The sequence below is a fragment of the Palleronia pelagia genome, assembly GCF_900110115.1.
Classification (GTDB): Bacteria; Pseudomonadota; Alphaproteobacteria; order Rhodobacterales; family Rhodobacteraceae; genus Palleronia; species Palleronia pelagia.
The window spans coordinates 156,620-177,414 of the sequence record NZ_FOCM01000005.1; the positions used below are offsets into that span (position 1 = coordinate 156,620).

General features: G+C 66.8%; 21 protein-coding genes. 7 read left to right on the forward strand and 14 right to left on the reverse strand.

Annotated elements, in window-relative coordinates:
* Positions 1 to 3 precede the first annotated feature (3 nt).
* The 8 genes from BMX96_RS12295 to BMX96_RS12325 form a co-directional block, all read right to left on the reverse strand.
* Positions 4 to 681: a nitroreductase family protein gene (locus tag BMX96_RS12295; RefSeq protein ID WP_091845767.1), complete on the reverse strand. Its 678-nt coding sequence runs from the start codon at positions 679 to 681 to the stop codon at positions 4 to 6.
* A complete protein-coding gene (locus tag BMX96_RS12300; RefSeq protein ID WP_139210084.1) occupies positions 678 to 884 on the reverse strand; it encodes a hypothetical protein in 207 nt (68 codons plus the stop codon). The genes BMX96_RS12295 and BMX96_RS12300 overlap by 4 nt, the downstream gene beginning before the upstream one ends.
* Positions 881 to 1,546, reverse strand: a complete 666-nt coding sequence (gene scpB, locus BMX96_RS12305) for an SMC-Scp complex subunit ScpB (RefSeq protein ID WP_091845769.1) — start codon at positions 1,544 to 1,546, stop codon at positions 881 to 883. Before scpB ends, BMX96_RS12300 begins: the two co-directional genes overlap by 4 nt.
* Entirely contained in the window at positions 1,539 to 2,321 is a 783-nt protein-coding gene (locus tag BMX96_RS12310) for a segregation and condensation protein A (protein WP_073125258.1), read from the reverse strand. Before BMX96_RS12310 ends, scpB begins: the two co-directional genes overlap by 8 nt.
* Positions 2,314 to 3,309, reverse strand: coding sequence for a glycoside hydrolase family 3 N-terminal domain-containing protein (locus BMX96_RS12315; protein WP_236737049.1), 996 nt, complete (start codon positions 3,307 to 3,309; stop codon positions 2,314 to 2,316). Before BMX96_RS12315 ends, BMX96_RS12310 begins: the two co-directional genes overlap by 8 nt.
* Positions 3,306 to 4,346, reverse strand: a complete 1,041-nt coding sequence (locus tag BMX96_RS19940) for an SPOR domain-containing protein (RefSeq protein ID WP_236737050.1) — start codon at positions 4,344 to 4,346, stop codon at positions 3,306 to 3,308. The genes BMX96_RS12315 and BMX96_RS19940 overlap by 4 nt, the downstream gene beginning before the upstream one ends.
* A gap of 198 nt (positions 4,347 to 4,544) precedes the next feature.
* Entirely contained in the window at positions 4,545 to 6,263 is a 1,719-nt protein-coding gene (gene argS, locus BMX96_RS12320) for an arginine--tRNA ligase (protein ID WP_091845771.1), read from the reverse strand.
* 79 nt (positions 6,264 to 6,342) lie between these two features.
* Positions 6,343 to 8,172 (reverse strand): cation:proton antiporter, encoded by a 1,830-nt coding sequence (locus tag BMX96_RS12325; RefSeq protein WP_091845772.1) that lies wholly within the window; start codon positions 8,170 to 8,172, stop codon positions 6,343 to 6,345.
* A 135-nt stretch (positions 8,173 to 8,307) separates the two neighbouring features.
* On the opposite strand from BMX96_RS12325, the gene BMX96_RS12330 reads away from it, so the two are divergent.
* Positions 8,308 to 9,873 (forward strand): alpha-amylase family glycosyl hydrolase, encoded by a 1,566-nt coding sequence (locus BMX96_RS12330; protein ID WP_091845773.1) that lies wholly within the window; start codon positions 8,308 to 8,310, stop codon positions 9,871 to 9,873.
* A 97-nt stretch (positions 9,874 to 9,970) separates the two neighbouring features.
* Here the strand turns inward: BMX96_RS12330 and BMX96_RS12335 are convergent, their stop codons facing one another.
* Entirely contained in the window at positions 9,971 to 11,128 is a 1,158-nt protein-coding gene (locus BMX96_RS12335; RefSeq protein WP_091845774.1) for a deoxyguanosinetriphosphate triphosphohydrolase, read from the reverse strand.
* 76 nt (positions 11,129 to 11,204) lie between these two features.
* Between BMX96_RS12335 and BMX96_RS12340 the strand changes: the two genes are divergently transcribed.
* The 6 genes from BMX96_RS12340 (at position 11,205) to BMX96_RS12360 (ending at position 14,129) form a co-directional block, all read left to right on the forward strand.
* Positions 11,205 to 11,528, forward strand: coding sequence for a HesB/IscA family protein (locus BMX96_RS12340; protein ID WP_091845879.1), 324 nt, complete (start codon positions 11,205 to 11,207; stop codon positions 11,526 to 11,528).
* Positions 11,529 to 11,968: 440 nt separating this feature from the next.
* Positions 11,969 to 12,145, forward strand: coding sequence for a hypothetical protein (locus tag BMX96_RS19640; protein ID WP_175481730.1), 177 nt, complete (start codon positions 11,969 to 11,971; stop codon positions 12,143 to 12,145).
* Positions 12,146 to 12,171: 26 nt separating this feature from the next.
* On the forward strand, positions 12,172 to 12,399 hold the full coding sequence (locus BMX96_RS12345; protein ID WP_091845775.1) for a hypothetical protein: 228 nt from the start codon (positions 12,172 to 12,174) through the stop codon (positions 12,397 to 12,399).
* Positions 12,400 to 12,481: 82 nt separating this feature from the next.
* Positions 12,482 to 13,261 (forward strand): exodeoxyribonuclease III, encoded by a 780-nt coding sequence (gene xth, locus BMX96_RS12350; protein ID WP_091845776.1) that lies wholly within the window; start codon positions 12,482 to 12,484, stop codon positions 13,259 to 13,261.
* Between the two features lie 36 nt (positions 13,262 to 13,297).
* Positions 13,298 to 13,630: a hypothetical protein gene (locus BMX96_RS12355; RefSeq protein WP_091845777.1), complete on the forward strand. Its 333-nt coding sequence runs from the start codon at positions 13,298 to 13,300 to the stop codon at positions 13,628 to 13,630.
* Between the two features lie 88 nt (positions 13,631 to 13,718).
* Positions 13,719 to 14,129 carry a hypothetical protein gene (locus tag BMX96_RS12360; protein WP_236737051.1) on the forward strand — a complete coding sequence of 137 codons (411 nt, stop codon included), beginning with the start codon at positions 13,719 to 13,721 and terminating at the stop codon, positions 14,127 to 14,129.
* Positions 14,130 to 14,147: 18 nt separating this feature from the next.
* Here BMX96_RS12360 and uvrA read toward each other — a convergent pair whose 3' ends face one another.
* The 5 genes from uvrA to BMX96_RS12385 all read right to left on the reverse strand — a co-directional run bounded on the left by uvrA (position 14,148) and on the right by BMX96_RS12385 (position 20,497).
* Positions 14,148 to 17,009 carry an excinuclease ABC subunit UvrA gene (gene uvrA / locus BMX96_RS12365; RefSeq protein ID WP_091845778.1) on the reverse strand — a complete coding sequence of 954 codons (2,862 nt, stop codon included), beginning with the start codon at positions 17,007 to 17,009 and terminating at the stop codon, positions 14,148 to 14,150.
* A 78-nt stretch (positions 17,010 to 17,087) separates the two neighbouring features.
* Positions 17,088 to 18,257: an MFS transporter gene (locus tag BMX96_RS12370; RefSeq protein WP_091845779.1), complete on the reverse strand. Its 1,170-nt coding sequence runs from the start codon at positions 18,255 to 18,257 to the stop codon at positions 17,088 to 17,090.
* Entirely contained in the window at positions 18,257 to 18,451 is a 195-nt protein-coding gene (locus BMX96_RS12375; RefSeq protein WP_073125222.1) for a hypothetical protein, read from the reverse strand. The genes BMX96_RS12370 and BMX96_RS12375 overlap by 1 nt, the downstream gene beginning before the upstream one ends.
* Positions 18,452 to 18,544: 93 nt before the next feature.
* Positions 18,545 to 19,120, reverse strand: a complete 576-nt coding sequence (locus tag BMX96_RS12380) for a DUF924 family protein (RefSeq protein WP_091845780.1) — start codon at positions 19,118 to 19,120, stop codon at positions 18,545 to 18,547.
* 75 nt (positions 19,121 to 19,195) lie between these two features.
* Complete coding sequence (locus BMX96_RS12385) at positions 19,196 to 20,497, reverse strand: MFS transporter (protein WP_091845781.1); 1,302 nt, start codon at positions 20,495 to 20,497, stop codon at positions 19,196 to 19,198.
* Positions 20,498 to 20,795: the final 298 nt, after the last annotated feature.

Sequence of the window (20,795 nt, forward strand, 5' to 3'; positions counted from 1 at the left end):
GGCTCAGCGGATGGTCAGGATCTCGTCCAGCGGCTTCTTCTTTCCCGCGTGGGCCGGGACGCGCGCATCTTCGGCGGCGTAGCCCACGGCAAGGATCATCACCGGCTTCTCGGCCTCGGGGCGGCCGCAGATCTCGCGCAGAAACCCCATGGGCGCGGGGGTGTGGGTCAGGCAATCCAGCCCGGCCTGGTGCAGCGTCGCGATCAGGAAGCCGCAGGCGATCCCCACGCTTTCGGGCACGTAGTAGTGCTTGACCCGGCCGCCCTGCCCGTCCTCGCCCCAACGCTGGGCGAAGATCACGATCAACCACGGCGCGTCGGTCAGGTGCGGCTTGTCGGCATCGGTGCCGATGGGGGCCAGCGCGTCCAGCCAGGCCTGCCCCGCCTGCCCGTCGTAGAAGGCGCGCTCTTCCTCCTCGGCGGCGGCGCGGATGGCGGCCTTGGTCCCGGCGTCGCGGATCGCCACGAAATGCCAGGGCTGCTGGTTGGCCCCCGACGGCGCCCGGCCCGCGGCGGCGACGGCGGCGCGGATTGCGGCCTCGGGCACGTCGCGGGAGGAAAAGTCGCGCACGGTGCGCCGCGTGGAGAGGGACGCGAACGCCGCCTCGGCCGCCTGTGCAGGGTCTTCGGGCCGGTCGCGCACCGGCAGCGGCTCGGCCTCGTAGGTGGTGGCGCCGTTCACCGGAAGCGGCCGATCTTGCGCATCATCTTCAACGCCTGCTTGGACCGGTTCGCGTTCTTGCGCGCGGCCTGGTGGCGCCGGCGTTCCTCGGGGGTCATGTCCTTCTTGGCCTTGCCGGCCCCGTAGGCACGATCGATCCCCTTGCTCACGCCGATATGCAGGACCTTGCGCAGGAAGAAGCGCAGCATCGCATTCGCATTCATTGGTCGGTCTCCCCCTCGTCGGTCTCGCCTTCGCCGTCGAACATGTCGGACTGGTCGTCGTCGGTTTCAACCTCGTCGCCACCTGTGCCCGGCACGGGGCGGTTCTCCAGCAGCCCGGCGGCGCGCAGGTCCTTCAGCCCCGGCAGGTCGCGCGCGGATTCCAGCCCGAAGTGATCGAGGAATCCTTGGGTGACCACGAAGGTCACGGGGCGGCCCGGCGTGGCGCGGCGGCGGCCGAAGCGAATCCATTCAAGCTCGAGCAGCTGGTCGATGGTGCCGCGGCTGACGCTGACGCCGCGGATCTCCTCGATCTCGGCGCGGGTGCAGGGCTGGTGGTAGGCGACGATGGCCAGGGTCTCGATCGCCGCGCGGCTGAGCTTGCGGGTTTCGACCACCTCGCGCTGCATGAGATAGCCCAGGTCGGACGCGGTCCGCATGGCCCAGGCCTCGCCCACCTTCATCACGGTGACGCCGCGCCCCTCGTACCGATTGCGCAGCAGGTCCAGCGCCGCGGCCGCGTCGCAGCCATGGGGCATGCGCGCGTTCAGCTCGGCCACCGTCACCGGCTCGGCCGACGCGAACAGGATCGCTTCGACCATGCGCTCCTGGTCGGCCAGCGGCGGCGCATCGAAAAGCGGCGGGTTGAGGTTGGGCTCAGCCATCGTGGCGGCGGCGGATCTGGATGGGGGCGAAGGTATCGCCCTGCCGGATCTCGATCTTGCCGGCCTTGGCCAGTTCGAGCGAGGCGGCGAAGTTCGAGGCCGTGGCCGAGCGGCGGCGCACCGGGTCGCTGCCCCAGCCGTCGGGCATGTAGCTGGACAGGTCGGTCCAGCTGCCCGCGAAATTGATCAGGTTGCGCATCCGGTCCAGCGCTTCCTCCATGGTCATGACCGATTGGCGGTCCATCACGAACGGGCGGAACTCATCCCGCGTGCGGATGCGCGCGTATCCCTGCATCAGGTCCAGCAGCGTGGCCGAGTAGCGCACGCGGCGCACCCGTTCATAGCTTTCGGGAATGCCGCGGGCGAAGAAATCGCGGCCCAGCTGGTCGCGCGCCATCAGCTTGGCACCCGCCTCGCGCATCGCCTCGAGCCGTTCAAGCTGGAACGCCAGGTGCGCGGCCAGGTCCTCGCCCGAGGGGCCGTCATCCTCGGGATCGGGCGGCAGCAGCAGCCGCGATTTGAGAAAGGCGAGCCACGCGGCCATCACCAGGTAATCCGCCGCAAGCTCGATCCGCAGTTCGCGCGCGCGCTCGACGAAGGCCAGGTATTGCTTGGCCAGCGCCAGGACCGAGATCTGCCGCAGGTCGACCTTCTGGGTGCGCGACAGGGTCAGCAGCAGGTCCAGCGGCCCCTCGAACCCGTCCACGTCCACGATCAGCGCCTCGGCCGCCAGCCGGTCGCTCACGTGGGATTGCAGGTGTTCGATTTCAGCCATCGGCCCGTCCGCGCAGAAGGCCGTCAAGTTCGGCCTCGAGCGCGTGGATGTCAACCGGGTCGGGCGCGTGGCGGCGCGCCAGCGCGGCATCCGCGCGGGCCAACGCGGCGCCCTCCAGCGGGCTGCAATGCGAGGCGCAATCGCGCATCTCGGCCATGTCGCCGTTGCAGTGCAGCGCCATATCCACGCCCGCCGCAATGGACGCGGCGGTGCGGTCGCCGATACTGCCCGACAGCGCCTCCATCGACAAATCGTCGGTCATCAGGAGGCCGTCGAAGCCGATGCGCTCGCGGATCAGCGCGATCATCGCGGGGTCCTGCGTCGCGGGCCGGTCCGACAGCGCGCGGAACACGATATGGGCGGTCATGCCCATGGGCAGATCGGCCAGCGCGGCGAAGGGCGCGAAGTCCTGGTCCAGGGCATCGGCATCGGCCGTGACCACCGGCAGGTCCTTGTGGCTGTCGGCCAGCGCGCGTCCGTGGCCCGGCATGTGTTTCATCACCGGCAGCACGCCGCCTGCCGTCAGCCCATCGGCCACCGCGCGGGCGTTGCGGGCGACGGTATCGGCGTCGGTGCCAAGGCAGCGGTTGCGCAGGAACGGGTGCGTGTCGGGCCGCGCCACGTCGGCGGTGGGCGCGCAGTTCACGTCGATCCCCACCGCCCGCAGCTCGTCCGCCATCAGGCGCGAGCGGATCCACAGGGCGCGTTCGGGGTCGCTGGCCCGGGTGGCGTGGTCCAGCGGCGGCAGCCAGTCGCGCCAGTGCGGCGGGCCCAGGCGCTGCACCCGGCCGCCTTCCTGGTCCACGAGGATCGGGGCGTCGCGGCCCAGGCAGGCCCGCAGGTCTTCCGTCAGGGCGCGCAGCTGATCGGGCGTCTCGACGTTGCGGGCGAAGAGGATGAATCCCCACGGGTCGGCATCGGTGAAGAAGCGCCGCTCGTCCTCGGCCAGCCGCGTCCCCGCGCAGCCGAGGATGCAGGCGAGGCTCACCTCAGCTCGACCGGGATGCAGTCGGCAGAGCCCGCGACCAGCGCGGTGCAGAAACGGCGGGTGTCGGCCAGGTCGTCGAACCCCTCGGCGCGCAGGCGATAGAAGATCTTGCCGCCCGACTCGGCGCGCTGGACCACGCGGCGCTTGCCCTCGAAGTAATCCGGGAAGCGGCCGGCGATCTCGACCCATTGCTCGCGCGCGATCTCGGGGTCGCCGAAGGCGCCCAGCTGCACCAGCCGCGTGCCGATGGCCAGGTCATCGACCGAGATTTCGCCGCCAGGCTGACCCGCGACAGGGTCGGCCGCGACGGTCGAGACATTGCTGGGCGCAACGGAGGTCGACAGGTCGGCGGGCCGCTGAGGCGGACGGGGCGAACTGAAATCATCCAGAGCTGCGCCGTCGGCCAGCGCGATCTCGGTGCCTTCGTCAGACCCGTCTTCTTCGAATCCGGCCAGGTCCTCGTCCGGTGCGGGTATTCCCAGCGCTTCGGCCACGGCGCGATCGGTCGCCAAGGCATCCTGCGACCCGTCCTCGGCAATGTCGTCTTGCGCGCCGTCGTCCTCGGGCAGGAACTCGCCGGGCCAAGCATCCTCGACCATCTCGGTCGCGGCAGCCAGGTCGGCGGTCTCGCCCTCGTCTGCTTGCGTATCGGCCTCGGCCATACGGCTCAAAACCGCGACCGGGCGGTCCTCTTCCTCGTCCAGGGCCATGGGCGGCGGGGCGAGCGTCACTTCCTCGGCGGGGCCGCCTGCCTCGCCCACGGCGGCGATCTCGTTCACCGACAGGCCCTGGTGCGGCGTCCGCATCCCGCCCGGATCCTCGGGCGCCACGCGGAATGCGCCTTCCATGGCCTGCACCACCGGAACCCCGGTGACATCACGCATGAGCAGCTTGTATCCCCAGACCGACAATCCGGCGATCAGGGCCAGTGACACCACCGCGCCGGAGATATTCGCCCATTTGCCAAAACTGTGCCCGGCGCCCATTACAGCGGACTCGGACACGCCGTAATCTTCTAGATAGTCGATTTCTGCCATGCCTGCCTCTTGCGGCGCGGGGGTGGCCCCAAACCGCCTGTCTCTGCCTCAACGAAGGGAACGCGGCGGTCTCGTTAATCGGACCGCTCTGACCGTCACCTCAGCCGTATGGATACCAATCCCACCACAGCCTGCCCAGCCGAAACCGCGAGCGACCGCCGAATTTTGCCGGCTGTCGCCGACGGGGCACGCCTGGGATCAGCGCAGTTCTTCCAGCGGAGTCACGCCGAGGATGCCAAGGCCCGCAGTCAAGACAGTGGCAACCGCCCGCGGCAGCGCCAGCTTGCCGGCCGTGACGTGCGGGTGATCTTCCTGGATGATGCGCAGCGACGGGTCGTCATTGCCCTTGTTCCACAGGCTGTGGAAGCTCGACGCCAGGTCGTAGAGGTAAAACGCGATGCGGTGCGGCTCGTGGTTCTTTGCCGCGATCTCGACCAGGCGCGGCCACTCGGCCAGCTTGCGGGCCACGTCGAATTCGGCCGGGTCGCTCAGCTGCGGCGGCCCCATGGCGATTTCCAGCGCATCGGCCTTACGCTCGACCGACCGGATGCGGGCATGGGCGTATTGCACGTAGAAGACCGGGTTGTCCTTGGACTGCTCGACCGCCTTGGCGAAGTCGAAATCCAGCGGCGCGTCGTTCTTGCGCGTGAGCATCGTGAAGCGGGTGACGTCCGGCCCGACCTCGTCCACCACGTCGCGCAGGGTGATAAAATTGCCCGCGCGCTTGGACATGGTGAAGGGCTCGCCGTTCTTCCACAGCTTCACCAGCTGGCACAGCTTGATGTCCAGGGGCACCTGCCCATCCGACAACGCGCTGACCGCCGCCTTCATCCGCTTGACGTAGCCGCCGTGGTCGGCGCCGAACACGTCGATCAGCGCGTCGAAGCCGCGATCGATCTTGTCGTAGTGATAGGCTATATCGGGCGCGAAATAGGTCCAGCTGCCGTCCGACTTCTTCACCGGGCGATCCACGTCGTCGCCGTGGTCGGTCGAACGGAACAGCGTCTGCTCGCGCGCCTCCCAGTCGTCCGGCAGCTTGCCCTTGGGCGGCTCGAGCGTGCCCACATAGATCAGGCCCTTGCCGTCCAGCGTGTCGAGCGCCGCCTCGATCCGGCCCGTGCCGTAAAGCGACTTCTCGGAATAGAACTTGTCCATCTCGACACCCAGCGCGGCCAGGTCCGCGCGGATCAGGTCCATCATGGCGTCGGTGGCGAAATCGCGGATCTGTTCCAGCCAGACGTCTTCGCCCTTGTCGACATAGGCGTCGCCGACCTTTTCCTTCAGCGCCTCGCCCACGGCGACAAGGTAGTCGCCCGGGTAGGTGCCGTCGGCAAAGGCGACCTCCTGCCCATGGGCCTCGAGGTAGCGGAGATAGACGGACCGGGCGAGCACATCGACCTGCGCGCCGCCGTCGTTGATGTAGTATTCGCGCGTCACGTCCCAGCCGGTGTAGTCCAGCAGGTTCGCCAGCGCGTCGCCGAAGACCGCGCCGCGCGTGTGGCCCACGTGAAGCGGGCCGGTAGGGTTGGCCGAGACGTATTCAACGTTGACCCGCTGCCCCGCCCCCATGTCGGAGCGGCCGAAATCGCGATCCTCGATCACCGTGGCGATCACGTCGGCCCAGACGCTGTCGGCCAGTCGCAGGTTCAGGAAGCCCGGGCCGGCGACCTCGGCCCCGGCCACGTGGTCGAGCGCGGCCAGCCGCGGGGACAGAGCCGCCGCGATGTCGCGCGGCTTCATGCCGGCGGGCTTGGCCAGCACCATGGCGGCGTTCGTCGCCATGTCTCCATGGGCGGGATCGCGCGGCGGCTCGACCGTGACGTTGGCGGTGTCGAGGCCCCCGGGCAGCTCGCCCGCGGCCTGCATGTCGGCCAGCGCGGCCAGGATGTCGTCACGCATCCGCGCAAACAGGTTCATGGTCTTGTCCTTCGGCTGATCTGCGGGGTCATACCACCCCGCCGCCGCAGGTCAATCGCAACGCGGACCGCCGCGCCGCTCAGGCCGCGTCCTGGCCGCGCTCGGCCTCCTCGGGGGGCAACATGGAAACCAGCCGGACGCCCGGCGCCGTGCTGACCTCGTCGTCCTCGCTGACGAAATGGATCTCGCCGCCTTCGTCGATCCAGGCGAGCAGGCGCGCCTCTGGCCGTTTCGCGCGCCAGTCCTCCATCGTGTATTCCTCGGTCAGGCCGGTCACGCGGAAGGTCCAGTCGTTCCACATCAGGCGATTGAGCTCGTTATACGTGGCCTCACCCGCGAATTTCCGGCCGCCGAGGGTGGCGGGCAGGCTGTGGCGTGCCGTCCCGGCCTTTTCGCGGGCGATCTGGTACACGTTCTCGCGCCCGAAATGGGGGCCGAGATCAGTGGCGACCAGCGTGTTGTAGGCGTCGTTGTCGGTGGCCGCGACCACCAGCTTGTAGCCATTCAGCTCGATCCGCATCTCGGCGCCCTCGGACAGGATATCGCCGAAGAAGGTCTCGAGCCCCGCCTCGCGCGCGCGGCGCAGATGGCCGCGGTTGGGGTCCGTGACCAGCACGGGAATGTCGGCCTTCTTCAGGGCCTGCGCCAGCCCGGTGGTCCAGTAGGACCCGCCCACCAGGATGACGCCCGGCGTTTCGGACGCGACAAGACCCAGGAACCGCGCGAAGGGCTTCAGCGTGAAGCCATGCACCACCACGGAAGCGGCCACCAGGATGAAGGCCAGCGGACCGATCAACGCGCCATCCTCGACGCCGAGTTCGACCAGGCGCTCACCGAAAAGGCCCGCGACAGCAATCAGCACAACGCCCCGCGGTCCGGTAAAGGCCACCAGCACCTGTTCCTTCCAGGGCAGCTTGGTCCATGCGAGTGCAGCAAAAACGGTCACGGGCCGCGCGATGGACAGGACCAGCACCACGAAGATGCCCGCGCGCCATGTCAGCTGCGACAGCGCCGCGAAATCCAGCGACGCGGCCAGCAGGATGAAGACGCCGGACACAAGCAATATGGTCGCGTGTTCCTTGAAGCGGCGCATCTCCTCGAAAGACGGAAGGTCCGCGTTGGCGATCACGATCCCCATGAGCGTCACGGCCAGCAGTCCCGACTCGTGCAGGACAAGATTCGACGCGGCGAAAACGGCCAGGATCGCCACGAACAGCGCAGGCACCTTCATGAATTCAGGCACTTTGGCGCGTTTGAAGGCCCACACAATGCCGTACCCGCCAGCGGCCCCCAGGACGCAGGCCACCACCAGGCCCAGGATCAGCGACCACGCCGCCTCGCCCACCTGTTCGGCCGTGCGCAGGACCAGCACCACCTCGAACGCCAGCACGGCGGCCAGTGCGCCGATGGGGTCGTTCAGGATCGCCTCCCATTGCAACAACGCAGCAGGACGGCGCGCCAGCCGCGCACTGCGCAGAAGCGGTGCGATGACGGTGGGGCCGGTGACGATCATGATGCCGCCGAAGACGGCCGCGCTTTCCCAACTGGTGCCCGCGCCGTATCGCAGCGCCAGCGTGCTCAGCAGCCAACCAAGCGGCGCGCCGATGAAAACCAGCCGCTTCACGCCCTCGGCCGCATCGCGCAGGGTGTGGAAGTTCAGGGTCAGCCCGCCTTCGAAGAGGATAATGGCCACCGCGATCGAGATCATTGGCGCGTAGAGCGGTCCGATATCCCTTGCCGGGTCGAAGATTCCAAGCACGGGCCCCGCGACAATGCCGGCGACCAGCATCAGCACGATGGCCGGCATCCGCAGCTTCCAGGCGAGCCACTGGCTGCCCACACCCAGGGCGCCCACCAGCGCAATTGCCGTGACGGGGTCCAATGCCCCTTCCGCTCCGCCGGTCGCCATGTCTCACTAGTCCCTTATACAGCCACGCCGCACGCGGCATCCGATGGGATGATAGCCCATGGCGCCCGTCGGGCTAGACCGCTTGTCTCCATCAATTCCGAGGCCTAGCTCCAATCCAAGCGTGAAGGAGCAGACATGACACAGGCGACAGACGCCCCCTGGTGGCAGGACGGCATCATCTACCAGATCTACCCGCGATCCTTCCAGGACAGCACCGGCAGCGGTGTGGGCGATCTGAGGGGCATCATCCAGCGACTGGATCACGTGAAGGACCTGGGCGTCGACGCGATCTGGATCTCGCCCATCTACCCGTCGCCCATGAAGGACGCGGGCTACGACATCAGCGATTACGACGGGGTCGAGCCAATCTTCGGCACGCTCGAGGATTTCGAGGCGCTGGCCAGGGCCACAGGCGACCGCGGGCTGAAGCTGCTGCTGGATTTCGTGCCATCGCACAGTTCGGACCAGCATCCGTGGTTCCAGGCCGCGCGGTCGTCGCGCGACGACCCCAAGCGCGACTGGTATGTCTGGCGCGACCCGGGCCCCGATGGCGGCCCGCCCAGCAACTGGATCGCCGAGTTCGGCGGATCGGCCTGGGAATGGGACGACGCGACCGGGCAGTATTACCTGCATATCTACATGACCGAGCAGCCGGCGCTGAACTGGCGCAACCCCGACCTGCGGGCCGAGATGTACGACATCATGCGCCGCTGGTTCGACCGTGGCGTCGACGGGTTCCGCGTGGACGCGGTCGAGCACCTGGCCCCCGACGACCAGTGCCGCGACAATCCCCCGAACCCCGACTGGCGGTTCGAGCAGGGTCCGGCGCGATCGCTGTTCCGCAAGTTTTCGTCGCACCAGCCCGCGGGCTTCGACGCGGTGCACGAGATGCGTGCGGTGGCCGACGAATATCCCGACCGGGCGCTGGTGGGCGAAGCCTACGGCACGCTGGACGAGGTCATGCTGTATTACGGCAAGGACCTGAAGGGCTTTCACCTGCCCTTCAACTTCTACCTGATCGAGGCCGACTGGGACCCGCTGGCCATCGCCGACTACATCGACACCTACGAGGCCGCCCTGCCGGAAGGCGGGTGGCCCAACTGGGTCATGGGCAACCACGACCGCGACCGCGTTGCCACGCGGTGGGGACCGGACGCCGCGCGCGCGGCGGCGATGCTGCTGCTGACCCTGCGTGGCACGCCCACGATCTACCAGGGCGAAGAGCTTGGCATGGTGAACGAAGCGGTCCCCGATCACATGATCCAGGATCCCTGGGCCATCAACAACCCGGGCACCGGGCTGGGCCGCGACCCCGTACGCATCCCGATGCCATGGGACGATAGCGCCGGGCGCGGCTTCACCCGGGGCGAGCCCTGGCTGCCATTGTCAACCGTGCCGGCGGCCAGAGCTCAGGAAGACGACCCCCAGTCGATGCTGGTGCTCTACCGCCACCTGATCTGGCTGCGCCGCCAGCACGCCGCGCTGCGGCTGGGCGAGTATCGCCGGCTGCACGCGGATGCCGAGACGCTGGCCTATGCCCGCGGCCACGGGGACGAGGTGCTGCACGTGGCGATCAACTTCACCGACCGGAAGCAGCCCCTGCCCTTTGGCGGCACGCCTTTGTTCTCGACCGTGCCCGACCGCGACCTCGCGGAAATCTCAAAGCTTGCACCGCACGAGGGTCTGCTGCTGCGCGCCTAGGAAAGCACGCTCACAAGATGGCTAAGATCACGCTCCGGGCCTACCCGGGGCGCGACCACAGTCTGAACGCACGTAAAAATTCAGTGTCGATAGACCCTCAGATCGCCGCCGCCAGCCCCCCGCCGACCAGTCGTTCGTGCTCCTGAATGGCGAAACGGTCGGTCATGCCGGCAATGTAATCGAGAACAATCCGAGCGAGCGCCGTCTCATTTGTCGCATCCTCGACATCCTTGCGCCACTGCTTGGGCAGAAGTTCGGTTCGACGCAGGAATAAGGCGAAAAGATCGTCCACCACCTGCGACACCTTCTGGCGCATGACCACCACCTCTTCGGCGCGGTACATGCGGTGGAAGAGAAAATCGCGCAGGACCTGCAGCTCCTCCCAGATACGGGGGGAGAACCGGATGATGGGATGCCCCGCCATGCGCACATCCTGCGCGCTTTGCGGGTCGAGCTGCGCCAGGGCACCCCGCGCTTCCTCCAACACATCTTCGACCAGGACACCGAAGAAACGGCGCAGGGCCTCGTGGCGACGGCGGTAATAGTTGAGACCGGGATAAAGCGTGTCGACCCTGGCAAAGCAGTCGCGCAGGATCGGCAGCTCGGCCAACTCGTCCGTGGAGAACAACTCGGCCCTGAGCCCGTCATGCAGGTCGTGGTGATTGTAGGCGATGTCGTCGGACAGCGCCGCCACCTGAGCCTCGGCGCTGGCGTGTGTGTGCAGCTCGAGATCATGGCGCGCGTTGTAATCGGCCAGTGCATAGGGATACGGCGCCTCGACGGGGCCATTGTGCTTCGCGATGCCCTCGAGCGTCTCCCAGGTCAGGTTCAGACCGTCGAACTCGGCGTAGTGGCGTTCCAGCGACGTGACGATGCGGATGGCCTGGGCGTTGTGGTCGAAGCCGCCATAGGGCGTCATGAGCCGTTCCAGCGCGTCCTCGCCCGTATGTCCGAAGGGCGGATGGCCCAGGTCATGGGCCAAAGCGACCGCTTCGGTCAGTTCGGAGTTCAGCCCCAGAACTCCGGCGATGGTGCGGGCCACCTGCGCCACCTCGATCGAATGGGTCAGTCGGGTGCGGAAATAATCGCCCTCGTGCTCGACGAAGACCTGGGTCTTGTGCTTGAGCCGGCGGAACGCGCTGGCGTGAATGATCCGGTCGCGGTCGCGCTGGAAGCACGAGCGATGGGCCGATCCCTCCTCGGGGTACAGTCGCCCGCGGCTTTCGTCGGGCCGGGCGGCAAAGATCGCCTGCATTGCTTGTGCCATTCTTGTTGTCCTCGCTCGCGGGGCTTATATCGAGGGCAGCCAAGCAATGCAGGGCGAACGGACCATGAATCTTCCTCCCAAAGTCACCGACAGGGCCTTTGCCCGCCTTTCCGAGATCGGGGCGGCCGACCAGGGCCAGGCTCTCCGCGTCGCCGTCGAAGGCGGCGGATGCTCGGGGTTTCAGTACGAGATCAAGCTGGACGCGCCGGGCGACGACGACCTGGTGCTGGAGAAGGATGGCGAGCGGGTGCTGGTCGACAGCGTGTCCCTGCCCTTCCTCGCTGGCGCTGTCATCGACTTCTCGGAAGAGCTGATCGGCGCGCGGTTCGTCATCGACAACCCGAATGCCACCTCCAGTTGTGGCTGCGGAACTTCCTTTTCGATCTGAGTGCGTAAAGATCAGATCAAAGCGTCCCCGTGGGACGCTTTTTCTGTGTCCAATTGCATACAGCGGCCCGGAACAGTGATTCGCGCAGCGGTCTGATATGCAACCGGTTCTGCCGCATCGATGCCGGATTCGGCCCGAAATGCCGAATCAGCGACATTCTTAAGAGATGGTTAAAAACCTGTCTAAAAGGTCAGGTCGGGTTTTTGATTAATTTTTGTGCAAATCCGGTCGGCACAAAATCCGTGACGTGGCAGCATAAGGCGGAAAAAAGGCAGATCCTCCCCAAAAACCTAACCGAAAAGATCGGATTGTGTCTGCAATGTGTCGGATTGTTTCGATATCCGGGACGCGTCGTTGCGCAGCCCATGCTTCCCTTTCGTCGCGTCACACCCTCAACCTGAGAGTGTAAAGACAGCCACCCAGCAAAAAGGGAAACCAAAATGAACTACATCGCCATCGCCCGTGAGAACCGCCAGAAAGCCCTCTCGACCCTGGGCATGAACCAGCGCAACCTGTTCATCGCCCCCTGCCACCCCATCCGCGCCCGCCGCGACGGCCTGTTCCGCAGCGCTGCCTCGCGGATGAGCCCGAACGCCGCGGTGGTCGCGGCCACGTGATCTCGCATCTTAAAGGAACGACTGTGATGAGTATGCACGCCCGCGCAATCGACGAACGGCTCGCCCGCCGGGTCGACACGCCAGCCAGTGAACAACGGCTGCGCGGACATCGCCTGTTCGGAAGCGTTTCCGACATTGAATGCATGCTGTTCTCGCAGATCAGCAGCAGCAACGCGGCCAACACTGCAGAACGCCGGCCCCGTATGCACAAGACTGACAGCGCAGAAGGCGCAAAGGGCAAGAACCGGACCTGAGGTTCGACCGTCAGAGCCGGCGCGATGGACGCGCCCTGCCCCTTTGATATACCGGTCGCCAAGCCAACGGGACCGGATCACCATGAAAATAGCCAGCTTCAACATCAACGGCGTCAAGGCTCGTCTTGACGGTCTTTGCGAGTGGCTGAAGGACAGCGCGCCCGACGTGGCCGTGCTGCAAGAGATCAAGTCGGTGGACGAGGCTTTCCCGGCCGCCGCCATCGAGGACCTGGGCTACACCGTCGAAACCCACGGTCAGAAGGGCTTCAACGGGGTCGCGATCCTGTCGAAGCTGCCGCTCGAGGACGTGTCGCGCGGGCTGCCGGGCGACGAAAGCGACGAACAGGCGCGATATATCGAGGCGACCGTCATGGGCGACCGGCCCGTTCGGGTCTGCGGCCTGTACCTGCCCAACGGAAATCCGGCGCCTGGACCGAAATACGACTACAAGCTCGCCTGGATGGAACGGCTGCACGACCGCATGGCCGAAACCCTCGTGCTGGAAGAGCCCGCGGTATTCTGCGGCGATTACAATGTCATACCGCAGGACGAGGATGCTCAGAACCCCGAGGCCTGGCGTGACGACGCGCTGGCGATGCCCGACAGCCGCGCGTCCTTCCGGCGCCTTCTGGCCCTGGGCATGACCGAAGCGTTCCGCGTCTGCCACCAGGCCGGCGGGCATTACAGCTTCTGGGATTACCAGGCCAACGCGTGGGAGCGGAACCACGGCATCCGCATCGACCACCACCTGCTGACCCCGCAGGCAGCGGATCTGCTGAACGATTGCTGGATCGAGAAGGATCTGCGCGCCCGCGCAAAACCCAGCGATCACGTTCCCGTCTGGATCGACCTCGCCGCCTGACGGGAACCCGAGGGGCCGGCGCGGGGTTCGATCTCCATGCGCTGCACGCTCGCAACCCTTCTGCTCGCCTTGTCCGCCGGCCCGGCGCTGGCCTGCACGACCGCCGGAACCGGCGCGAAATGCGTGACCGTGGACGAAGGCCTGCGCGGCGGCGGCGCTGGGCACTGGCAGCGCGCGCCAATCATCACGACGCCCCCGCCCCTTGCGGTGGGCGTCCGGCTGGACGGCCGTGACTTCAATGCCTTGGTCGGCACGGCATACCTGGGCCTGCCGCCCGCCCGCGACGGTTGGGTCTACGTGCGGCTGGACGACCGCATCTATCGGGTCGATTTCCGCACCCGCGAGGTTCTGGCGCTGGTCCGCGATTGAGCGGCGCCTTGCCTATCGCGGTGCAGCGCCGGACCCCGACCCATAGTTACACGTTTTGCAGCGAACCGAATGAGTGAACGAGGTCACCATGAATCGCCTGATCGCAACCGCACTTGTCGCGGCCTGTGCCCTTGCAGGCCCGGCCTTGGCCGGCAGTCACAGCAACGGGAAAGGCAAGGGGAATGGCAAAGCCGTTGGGCAAGCCGCCGCCGGCTGCCCGCCCGGCCTTGCCAAGAAAAATCCGCCCTGCGTGCCGCCGGGACAGGCCAAGCAGGCCGCTCGGTCTGAATACGACGGCGTGCCCGATTACACGGTGGGCGACATCGTGGACGAGATCATCCTGCGTGATCGGCTGCGCCGCATATCGGATTACGATCGCTATAACCTGCGCGATGTGGACGGTGTGCGCTATTACCGCGACGACCGGCAGATCTATCGCGTAGATCCGACCACGCGCGCGATTCTCGACATCATCGCACTGGCCGAGGTGTTGAACTGAGGCCCGCGAGGCGGCGGATCACTCCGCCGCCACCTTCCGCGCCTGGAGCATGGGCTTGAGGTATCGGCCCGTGTGGCTTTCGGCGATCTCGGCCACGTCCTCGGGCGTGCCGGTCGCCACCACGGTGCCGCCGCCATCGCCACCTTCCGGGCCGATATCGATCAGCCAGTCGGCGGTCTTGATGACGTCAAGGTTGTGCTCGATCACCACGACCGAGTTGCCCTGGTCCACCAGCTCGTGCAGCACCTCGAGCAGCTTGCGCACATCTTCGAAGTGTAGACCGGTCGTCGGCTCGTCCAGGATATACAATGTGCGACCGGTCGACCGCTTGGCCAGTTCCTTCGACAGTTTCACCCGTTGCGCTTCGCCGCCCGACAGGGTCGTCGCCTGCTGGCCGACCTTGATGTAGCCGAGACCGACACGCACCAAGGCGTCCATCTTCTCGCGGATCGACGGGACGGCCTTGAAGAACTCCTGCGCATCTTCAACCGTCATATCAAGAACGTCGGCTATGCTTTTGCCCTTGAACTGAATTTCCAGAGTCTCGCGGTTGTAGCGCGCGCCCTTGCAGGTCTCGCATTCCACGTAGACATCCGGCAGGAAGTGCATTTCGATCTTGATCACGCCGTCGCCTTGGCAGGCCTCGCAGCGGCCGCCCTTGACGTTGAAGCTGAACCGCCCGGGCTTGTAACCGCGCGCCTTGGCCTCGGGCAGACCGGCGAACCAGTCGCGGATCGGCGTGAAGGCCCCGGTGTAAGTCGCTGGATTCGAACGAGGAGTTCGGCCGATGGGCCGCTGGTCGATATCGATCACCTTGTCCAGGTGCTCCAGCCCCTTGATCGTCTCGCAGGGCGCGGGCGTCTGTCGCGCGCCGTTCAGGCGCATGGAGGCTGACTTGAACAGCGTCTCGATCGTCAGGGTCGATTTGCCGCCGCCCGACACGCCGGTCACACAGACGAACTTGCCCAGCGGGTAATCCACGGTCACGTCCCGCAGGTTGTTGCCGCTGGCTTTCACGACGCGGATGGACTTGTTCTTCTTGCCCTTCCGGCGCTCGGCGGGCACCGCGATCTCGCGCCGCCCCGCCAGATAGTCGCCTGTCACGCTCTGCGGTTGCTCGACGATCTGCGCCGGCGTGCCATGGGCCACGACCTGTCCGCCGTGGACGCCAGCACCGGGGCCGATGTCGAAGACATAGTCGGCCTCGCGGATGGCTTCCTCGTCGTGCTCGACCACGATCACCGTGTTGCCCTGGTCGCGCAGGTTCTTCAGCGTCGTCAGCAAGCGGTCGTTGTCGCGCTGGTGCAGGCCGATCGAGGGTTCGTCCAGAACGTAGAGCACGCCCGTCAGGCCAGAGCCGATCTGGCTGGCCAAGCGGATGCGCTGCGACTCGCCGCCCGACAGGGTGCCCGCGTTGCGCGACAGGGTCAGGTATTCCAATCCCACGTTGTTCAGGAAGCCCAGACGCTCGCGGATTTCCTTGAGGATGGCACGCGCGATCTCGTTCTTCTGCTTGCTCAGCGACGCGGGCACGTTCTCGCACCACTCATACGCCTCGCGGATGGATTTCTGGACGACCTCGCCCACGTGCAGGCCCGCGATCTTCACCGCCAGCGCCTCGGGGCGCAGCCGGTGGCCGTGGCAGGTGCCGCAGGGACGGTTGTTCTGGTAGCGCTCGAACTCCTCGCGGATCCAGCTGCTGTCGGTCTCGCGATAGCGGCGCTCCATGTTGGGGATGACCCCCTCGAAGGGGCGCGTGACCTCGTAGACGCGGCCGCCCTCGTCGTAGCGGAACTTGATCTGCGTCTCGCCCGAGCCGAACAGGAAGACGTTCTTCACCTCGTCGGGCAGGTCAACCCACTTGTCCGATTGCTTGAACTTGTAGTGCTTGGCGATGGCCTCGATCGTCTGGAGGAAATACGGGGATTTCCCCTTGCGCCACGGGGCCAGCGCACCGTCCGAGATCTTCAGGTTCTGGTCCGGCACGACGAGCCGCTCGTCGAAGAACAGCTCAACCCCAAGGCCGTCGCAATCCGGGCAGGCCCCGAAGGGCGCGTTGAACGAGAAGAGGCGCGGCTCGATCTCGGGGATGGTGAAGCCCGAGACCGGACAGGCGAATTTCTCGCTGAAAGTGAAGCGTTCCGGCTCGCCCTCTTTCGGGGCGGTCTCGAGCACCGCGATGCCGTCCGCCAGGTCCAGCGCGGTGCGGAAACTGTCGGCCAGCCGCGTCTCCAGCCCCTCGCGCACCACGATGCGGTCCACCACCACGTCGATGTCGTGGCGAAACTTCTTGTCCAGCGTGGGCGGGTTGTCGAGATCGTGGAATTCGCCATCGACCTTCACGCGCTGGAAGCCCTGCTTGCGCAGCTCGAGAAACTCCTTGCGATACTCGCCCTTGCGGTCGCGGATGATGGGCGCCAGCAGGTAGCCGCGCGTGCCCTCTTCCATCTCCATCACGCGGTCGACCATGTCCTGCACCTGCTGTGCCTCGATGGGCAGGCCGGTGGCCGGCGAATAGGGCGTGCCGACCCGGGCGAACAGCAACCGCATGTAGTCGTAGATCTCGGTGACCGTGCCGACGGTCGAGCGCGGGTTCTTCGACGTGGTCTTCTGCTCGATGCTGATGGCAGGCGACAGGCCGCTTATGTGATCGACATCGGGCTTCTGCATCATGTCGAGGAACTGGCGCGCATAGGCCGACAGCGACTCGACATAGCGGCGCTGCCCCTCGGCATAGATCGTGTCGAAGGCAAGCGACGACTTGCCCGACCCCGACAGGCCGGTGATGACCACCAGCTGGTCCCGGGGAATGTCGACATCGATGGATTTGAGGTTGTGCTCGCGCGCGCCGCGCACCTCGATATTCTTCAGCTCGGCCATGAAAACCTCTTCCGTTGCTCTGCCAGATAGGCGCGGGCACCGTGAACGCAATCACCAAATTGGAACGTTAGGGGAACATTAAGACATTTGCGGCAGGGATGCACGGACAATCCGTCGCATCAGCAGCGTCACGCCCAATCCGGCGGCACAGGCGGCAAGCAGCGCGGCCATCATCCCGGGCAGCCCGGCCACGGCGTAGGCGGCGGCGAAGACCGGCGTGCCCAGCGTCGTGCCCACGTTGCCCATCTGCGCGATGCAACCCGTGGCGCGCGCCCGGTCTGGCAGCGTGTCGTTCAGATCGGGGATCATGGCGAAGCTCGCCGCCGGGACCAGCCCCATCACCAGAAACAAAGGCAGCGCCGCGCCGTCCCACCCGGCCAGTAGCAGGATCGCGGTCGCGGCCGTCAGGACGAAGCCAAGGGCCGCGACCACGTCCGGGGCCATGCGCCGCATGAGCGGCCCGGCCCCGAAAGTGCCCAGAAGCGCGATCAGCGGCAGGCTGACCGCCATCTGCGGCCGGCCAAGCGCAGCGGGCAGCAGCGTGACCAGCGCCACGAAGGCGAGCGTGTAGAACACGAAGCCGAGCCCCGGCGCCATGAGACGCGGGGACGTGTAGATCTCCACATGCGCCGCCAACGGATCCAGCCGAAGCGGCGCGCGCGTCGATCGCTCCAGCCGGGCCGCGAGAACCAGCGCGATGCCAGCCATGCCCATGGCGTGCGCCGCGGTCAGGGCCGCCATCCCGCCCGTGGCGAGGATCGGCGGCGCGGCGACGGCGAACAGCGCGAAGGACACGCCGAAGAACGATGCCCAGATCGCCATGGCCAGCGGACGGTCCCGGTCGGTCGCCGCGGCGGCCATGAGCGGGGGCGCCGCGACCACGATCCCCAGATGCGAGACCCCCTCGATCACCCGCAGGCCGACGTAGACGGGAAAAGGCAAAGGTATGGCCTGCGAGGCCGACAGCGCCGCACCCAGCCACAGGCAGGTCAGCAGCACCCGGCGCGCGCCGAAGGCGGCTACCACCCCGCCGGCCATGACGCCGCCGAAAATGCCGACGACCCCCAGCACCGAAACGAGGAACGCCACAGCGGTCAGCGGGCGGTCGAAGGTCTGCGCCAGCACGGGAAGCCCCATGGCCACCTTGGCGAATTGCCCGGCGGCCAGAAGGCCCGCAACGAATAGCGCGGCGGCCAGAGTCCAGTCTGTGGCGGTGCGCGCGCCCGGCGCGACACTGGCGTGCTGCATCAACGTCGCTTTCGGATCACCCGGATCAACATGAGAACACCCACGGCCAGAACGGCATAGCCCGACAGATGCAGCCAGTTCGGCACCACCGTCACTTCAAGATCATCGGTGCCGTCAGAACGAAACATGAGCGGCAGCACGATCAGCACGAAGCCGATCACGATCGCCGCCGCCGTGGCCCAACCAAATCGCATGACATATATCCTTCCCGCCCGGGCGCGATCATGCGCGCCGGGCGTATTTCTTCGATTTCACGTGCCAGCTAGCTCCGGCGCGGGGCCGATCAATCAGGCGGCGGCCTGCAGGCGACGGACCGTCGCACCGTATCCGCCCTCGTCCAGGAAGGACTTTTCCCTGGGTCCGGAATTGCGGCCGAGCGCGGCGTTTCGGTGCGGGAAACGGCCGAAGTCGCGGATCACCTCGCGGTGGGCCCGGGCGTGCAGCAGGTTCGCCGTGGCCTCGGGCATCCGCTCGGCGAACAGGCGCACGCAGCGGTCCTGGTCGCTCAGGTTCTCGGAGTGCATCAGCGGCAGGTAGAAGAACTGCCGCGCCGGCGGGTCGATCTTCAGATCCCATCCCCGCGCGATGGACACCTTGGCGGCGGCGCGCGCGAAGCGGTCCATGTCGTAGGCGCGGCTGTCCTCGCGGAACATGTTGCGCGGGAACTGGTCCGTGACGACCAGGTAGGCCAGCGTGCCCGACGGATAGGTCAGCCAAAGCGACAGCCCCCCCTCCGTCGCCTGCTCGTAGACGGGGGTGAACCGGCTGCGGATCGTGTCGTCCAGCCCGTCGTCGGACTTGTACCAGCCCTCGGGGCCGACTTCATCCAGCCAAAAGGCCAGGACCTCTTCGGGTGTCGTCATTCCACTGCCCTTATCCCGTCGTCGCACTCAAAACCTGCCGCAAGGGAAACGTCTTATCAAGGCGCGAGCGGGCGGCTAGCCCGCCGCGCGCGTGTCGGTGTCGTCGGTGCCATCCGCGGTCGCGGATTGCTGCTCTTCTTCCTCGGCCTGCTCCTGCAGCCACTCCTGCGCGGCATCCAGCGTGACCGCGTGGGTGGTCGGCGTGATCGGGATGTACTGACCGTACTCGTCCCGGTCGGGCGAGGCGCGGCGCGTCATCCGGTAACCGGCATAGGCCGCCAGCGCCAGCATCAGCACGCCAAGGAACACCCAGAACCCCATGGGCCCGAGCCACCCGATCAGCACACCGATGGCCAGCGGGCCGGCGATGGCCCCGAGCCCGAAGATGAAGATCAGCCCGCCCGAGGCGGCCGACATATCCTCGTAATCGAGGTAGTCGTTGGTATAGGCGATGAGCAGCGGGTAGAGCGGGTTCGCCATGCCCCCCAGCACGAAGGCCGCCACGCACAGCAGCGCCAGGCTGGGATCGGGCAACAGGCCGAGAATGCAGACCACGCCACCCAGCGCGGCAGCCCCGAGGATCATCAGCCGGCGGTCCAGCCGGTCCGACAGCCAGCCGATCGGAAACTGCAGGATCAGCCCGCCCAGGTAGATGGCGCCCACGAAGATGGCGACCTCCCGAACGGAGAAACCGATCTGCGAGGCGTAGACCGACGCCATGCCGAACTGCGCCGAGTAGACGCCGCCCACCAGGAAGATGCCGACGCATCCCAGGGGCGACGACTGGTAGAGCCGCAGCAGGCTCATGGGCTTGGTGGTCTCGAAAGCGGGCGTCGGCGTGGCCGACAGCAGGATCGGCGCGAAGGACATGGACACCAGGACCGACGGGATGATGAACAGTACGAAGCCGGACGGATCCCCGGTGACCAGCAGCGCCTGCGCCGCAAGCACGCCGGACATCTGGACGATCATGTAAAGCGACAGCGCCTGTCCCCGCCGCTCGTTCGTGACCGAGTTGTTCAGCCACGACTCGGCCGTCACGTACACGCCCGAGAAGCAGAACCCGATCAGCACCCGCAAGAGCACCCACGCCCAGGGCTGGGTGATCGCCGGGTAGAGAATCAGGATCGCCGAGATGAACGACGCCAGCGCCGCGAAGACCCGCACGTGGCCCACGCGCCGGATCATCTCGGGCGCCAGCTTCGATCCGCCCAGGAAGCCCGCGAAATAGGCCGACATGACGAAGGACATCTCGAGGGTCGAGAACCCTTCGATCTCGCCACGGACACCGAGAAGCGTGCCCTGCATGCCGTTGCCGACCATGAGCAGGGCCATCCCGAGGAAAAGGGCCCAGGCGGCGGCCAGAACATTGAACATATCGCGTCCCTCTGCTTTCGATCCGCGCGGGACCCCCTACGTGCGGCCCGGCGAACGGTGCTCTTCCGGCGTGCCGATCCTTCACAGTCCGGTCGGCCGCGTCGAATCTGCCCGTAGCAGCCGCTGCCGCCCCCCGATAGAGCAAAATCACTTCCAGCGTCGGGCACCCCATCCGGTCGCGGGAACATGACAGACCCCGCTGTCGCCCGCCCGGATACAGCATGCGGGGCAGTGTCCGGTCACCTGCTTTCGAATTCGCGTCTAAAGCGGAGGGCCTGGTGCGGCCCGGGCGCTCCCG

Coding starts and splice junctions, on each gene's coding strand:
- BMX96_RS12300 (WP_139210084.1), bottom strand. CDS start 884: ATGAATGCGAATGCGATGCTGCGCTTCTTCCTGCGCAAGGTCCTGCAT.
- scpB (WP_091845769.1), bottom strand. CDS start 1,546: ATGGCTGAGCCCAACCTCAACCCGCCGCTTTTCGATGCGCCGCCGCTG.
- BMX96_RS12310 (WP_073125258.1), bottom strand. CDS start 2,321: ATGGCTGAAATCGAACACCTGCAATCCCACGTGAGCGACCGGCTGGCG.
- BMX96_RS19940 (WP_236737050.1), bottom strand. CDS start 4,346: ATGGCAGAAATCGACTATCTAGAAGATTACGGCGTGTCCGAGTCCGCT.
- argS (WP_091845771.1), bottom strand. CDS start 6,263: ATGAACCTGTTTGCGCGGATGCGTGACGACATCCTGGCCGCGCTGGCC.
- BMX96_RS12325 (WP_091845772.1), bottom strand. CDS start 8,172: ATGGCGACCGGCGGAGCGGAAGGGGCATTGGACCCCGTCACGGCAATT.
- BMX96_RS12330 (WP_091845773.1), top strand. CDS start 8,308: ATGACACAGGCGACAGACGCCCCCTGGTGGCAGGACGGCATCATCTAC.
- BMX96_RS12335 (WP_091845774.1), bottom strand. CDS start 11,128: ATGCAGGCGATCTTTGCCGCCCGGCCCGACGAAAGCCGCGGGCGACTG.
- BMX96_RS12340 (WP_091845879.1), top strand. CDS start 11,205: ATGAATCTTCCTCCCAAAGTCACCGACAGGGCCTTTGCCCGCCTTTCC.
- BMX96_RS19640 (WP_175481730.1), top strand. CDS start 11,969: ATGAACTACATCGCCATCGCCCGTGAGAACCGCCAGAAAGCCCTCTCG.
- BMX96_RS12345 (WP_091845775.1), top strand. CDS start 12,172: ATGAGTATGCACGCCCGCGCAATCGACGAACGGCTCGCCCGCCGGGTC.
- xth (WP_091845776.1), top strand. CDS start 12,482: ATGAAAATAGCCAGCTTCAACATCAACGGCGTCAAGGCTCGTCTTGAC.
- BMX96_RS12355 (WP_091845777.1), top strand. CDS start 13,298: ATGCGCTGCACGCTCGCAACCCTTCTGCTCGCCTTGTCCGCCGGCCCG.
- BMX96_RS12360 (WP_236737051.1), top strand. CDS start 13,719: ATGAATCGCCTGATCGCAACCGCACTTGTCGCGGCCTGTGCCCTTGCA.
- uvrA (WP_091845778.1), bottom strand. CDS start 17,009: ATGGCCGAGCTGAAGAATATCGAGGTGCGCGGCGCGCGCGAGCACAAC.
- BMX96_RS12370 (WP_091845779.1), bottom strand. CDS start 18,257: ATGCAGCACGCCAGTGTCGCGCCGGGCGCGCGCACCGCCACAGACTGG.
- BMX96_RS12375 (WP_073125222.1), bottom strand. CDS start 18,451: ATGCGATTTGGTTGGGCCACGGCGGCGGCGATCGTGATCGGCTTCGTG.
- BMX96_RS12380 (WP_091845780.1), bottom strand. CDS start 19,120: ATGACGACACCCGAAGAGGTCCTGGCCTTTTGGCTGGATGAAGTCGGC.
- BMX96_RS12385 (WP_091845781.1), bottom strand. CDS start 20,497: ATGTTCAATGTTCTGGCCGCCGCCTGGGCCCTTTTCCTCGGGATGGCC.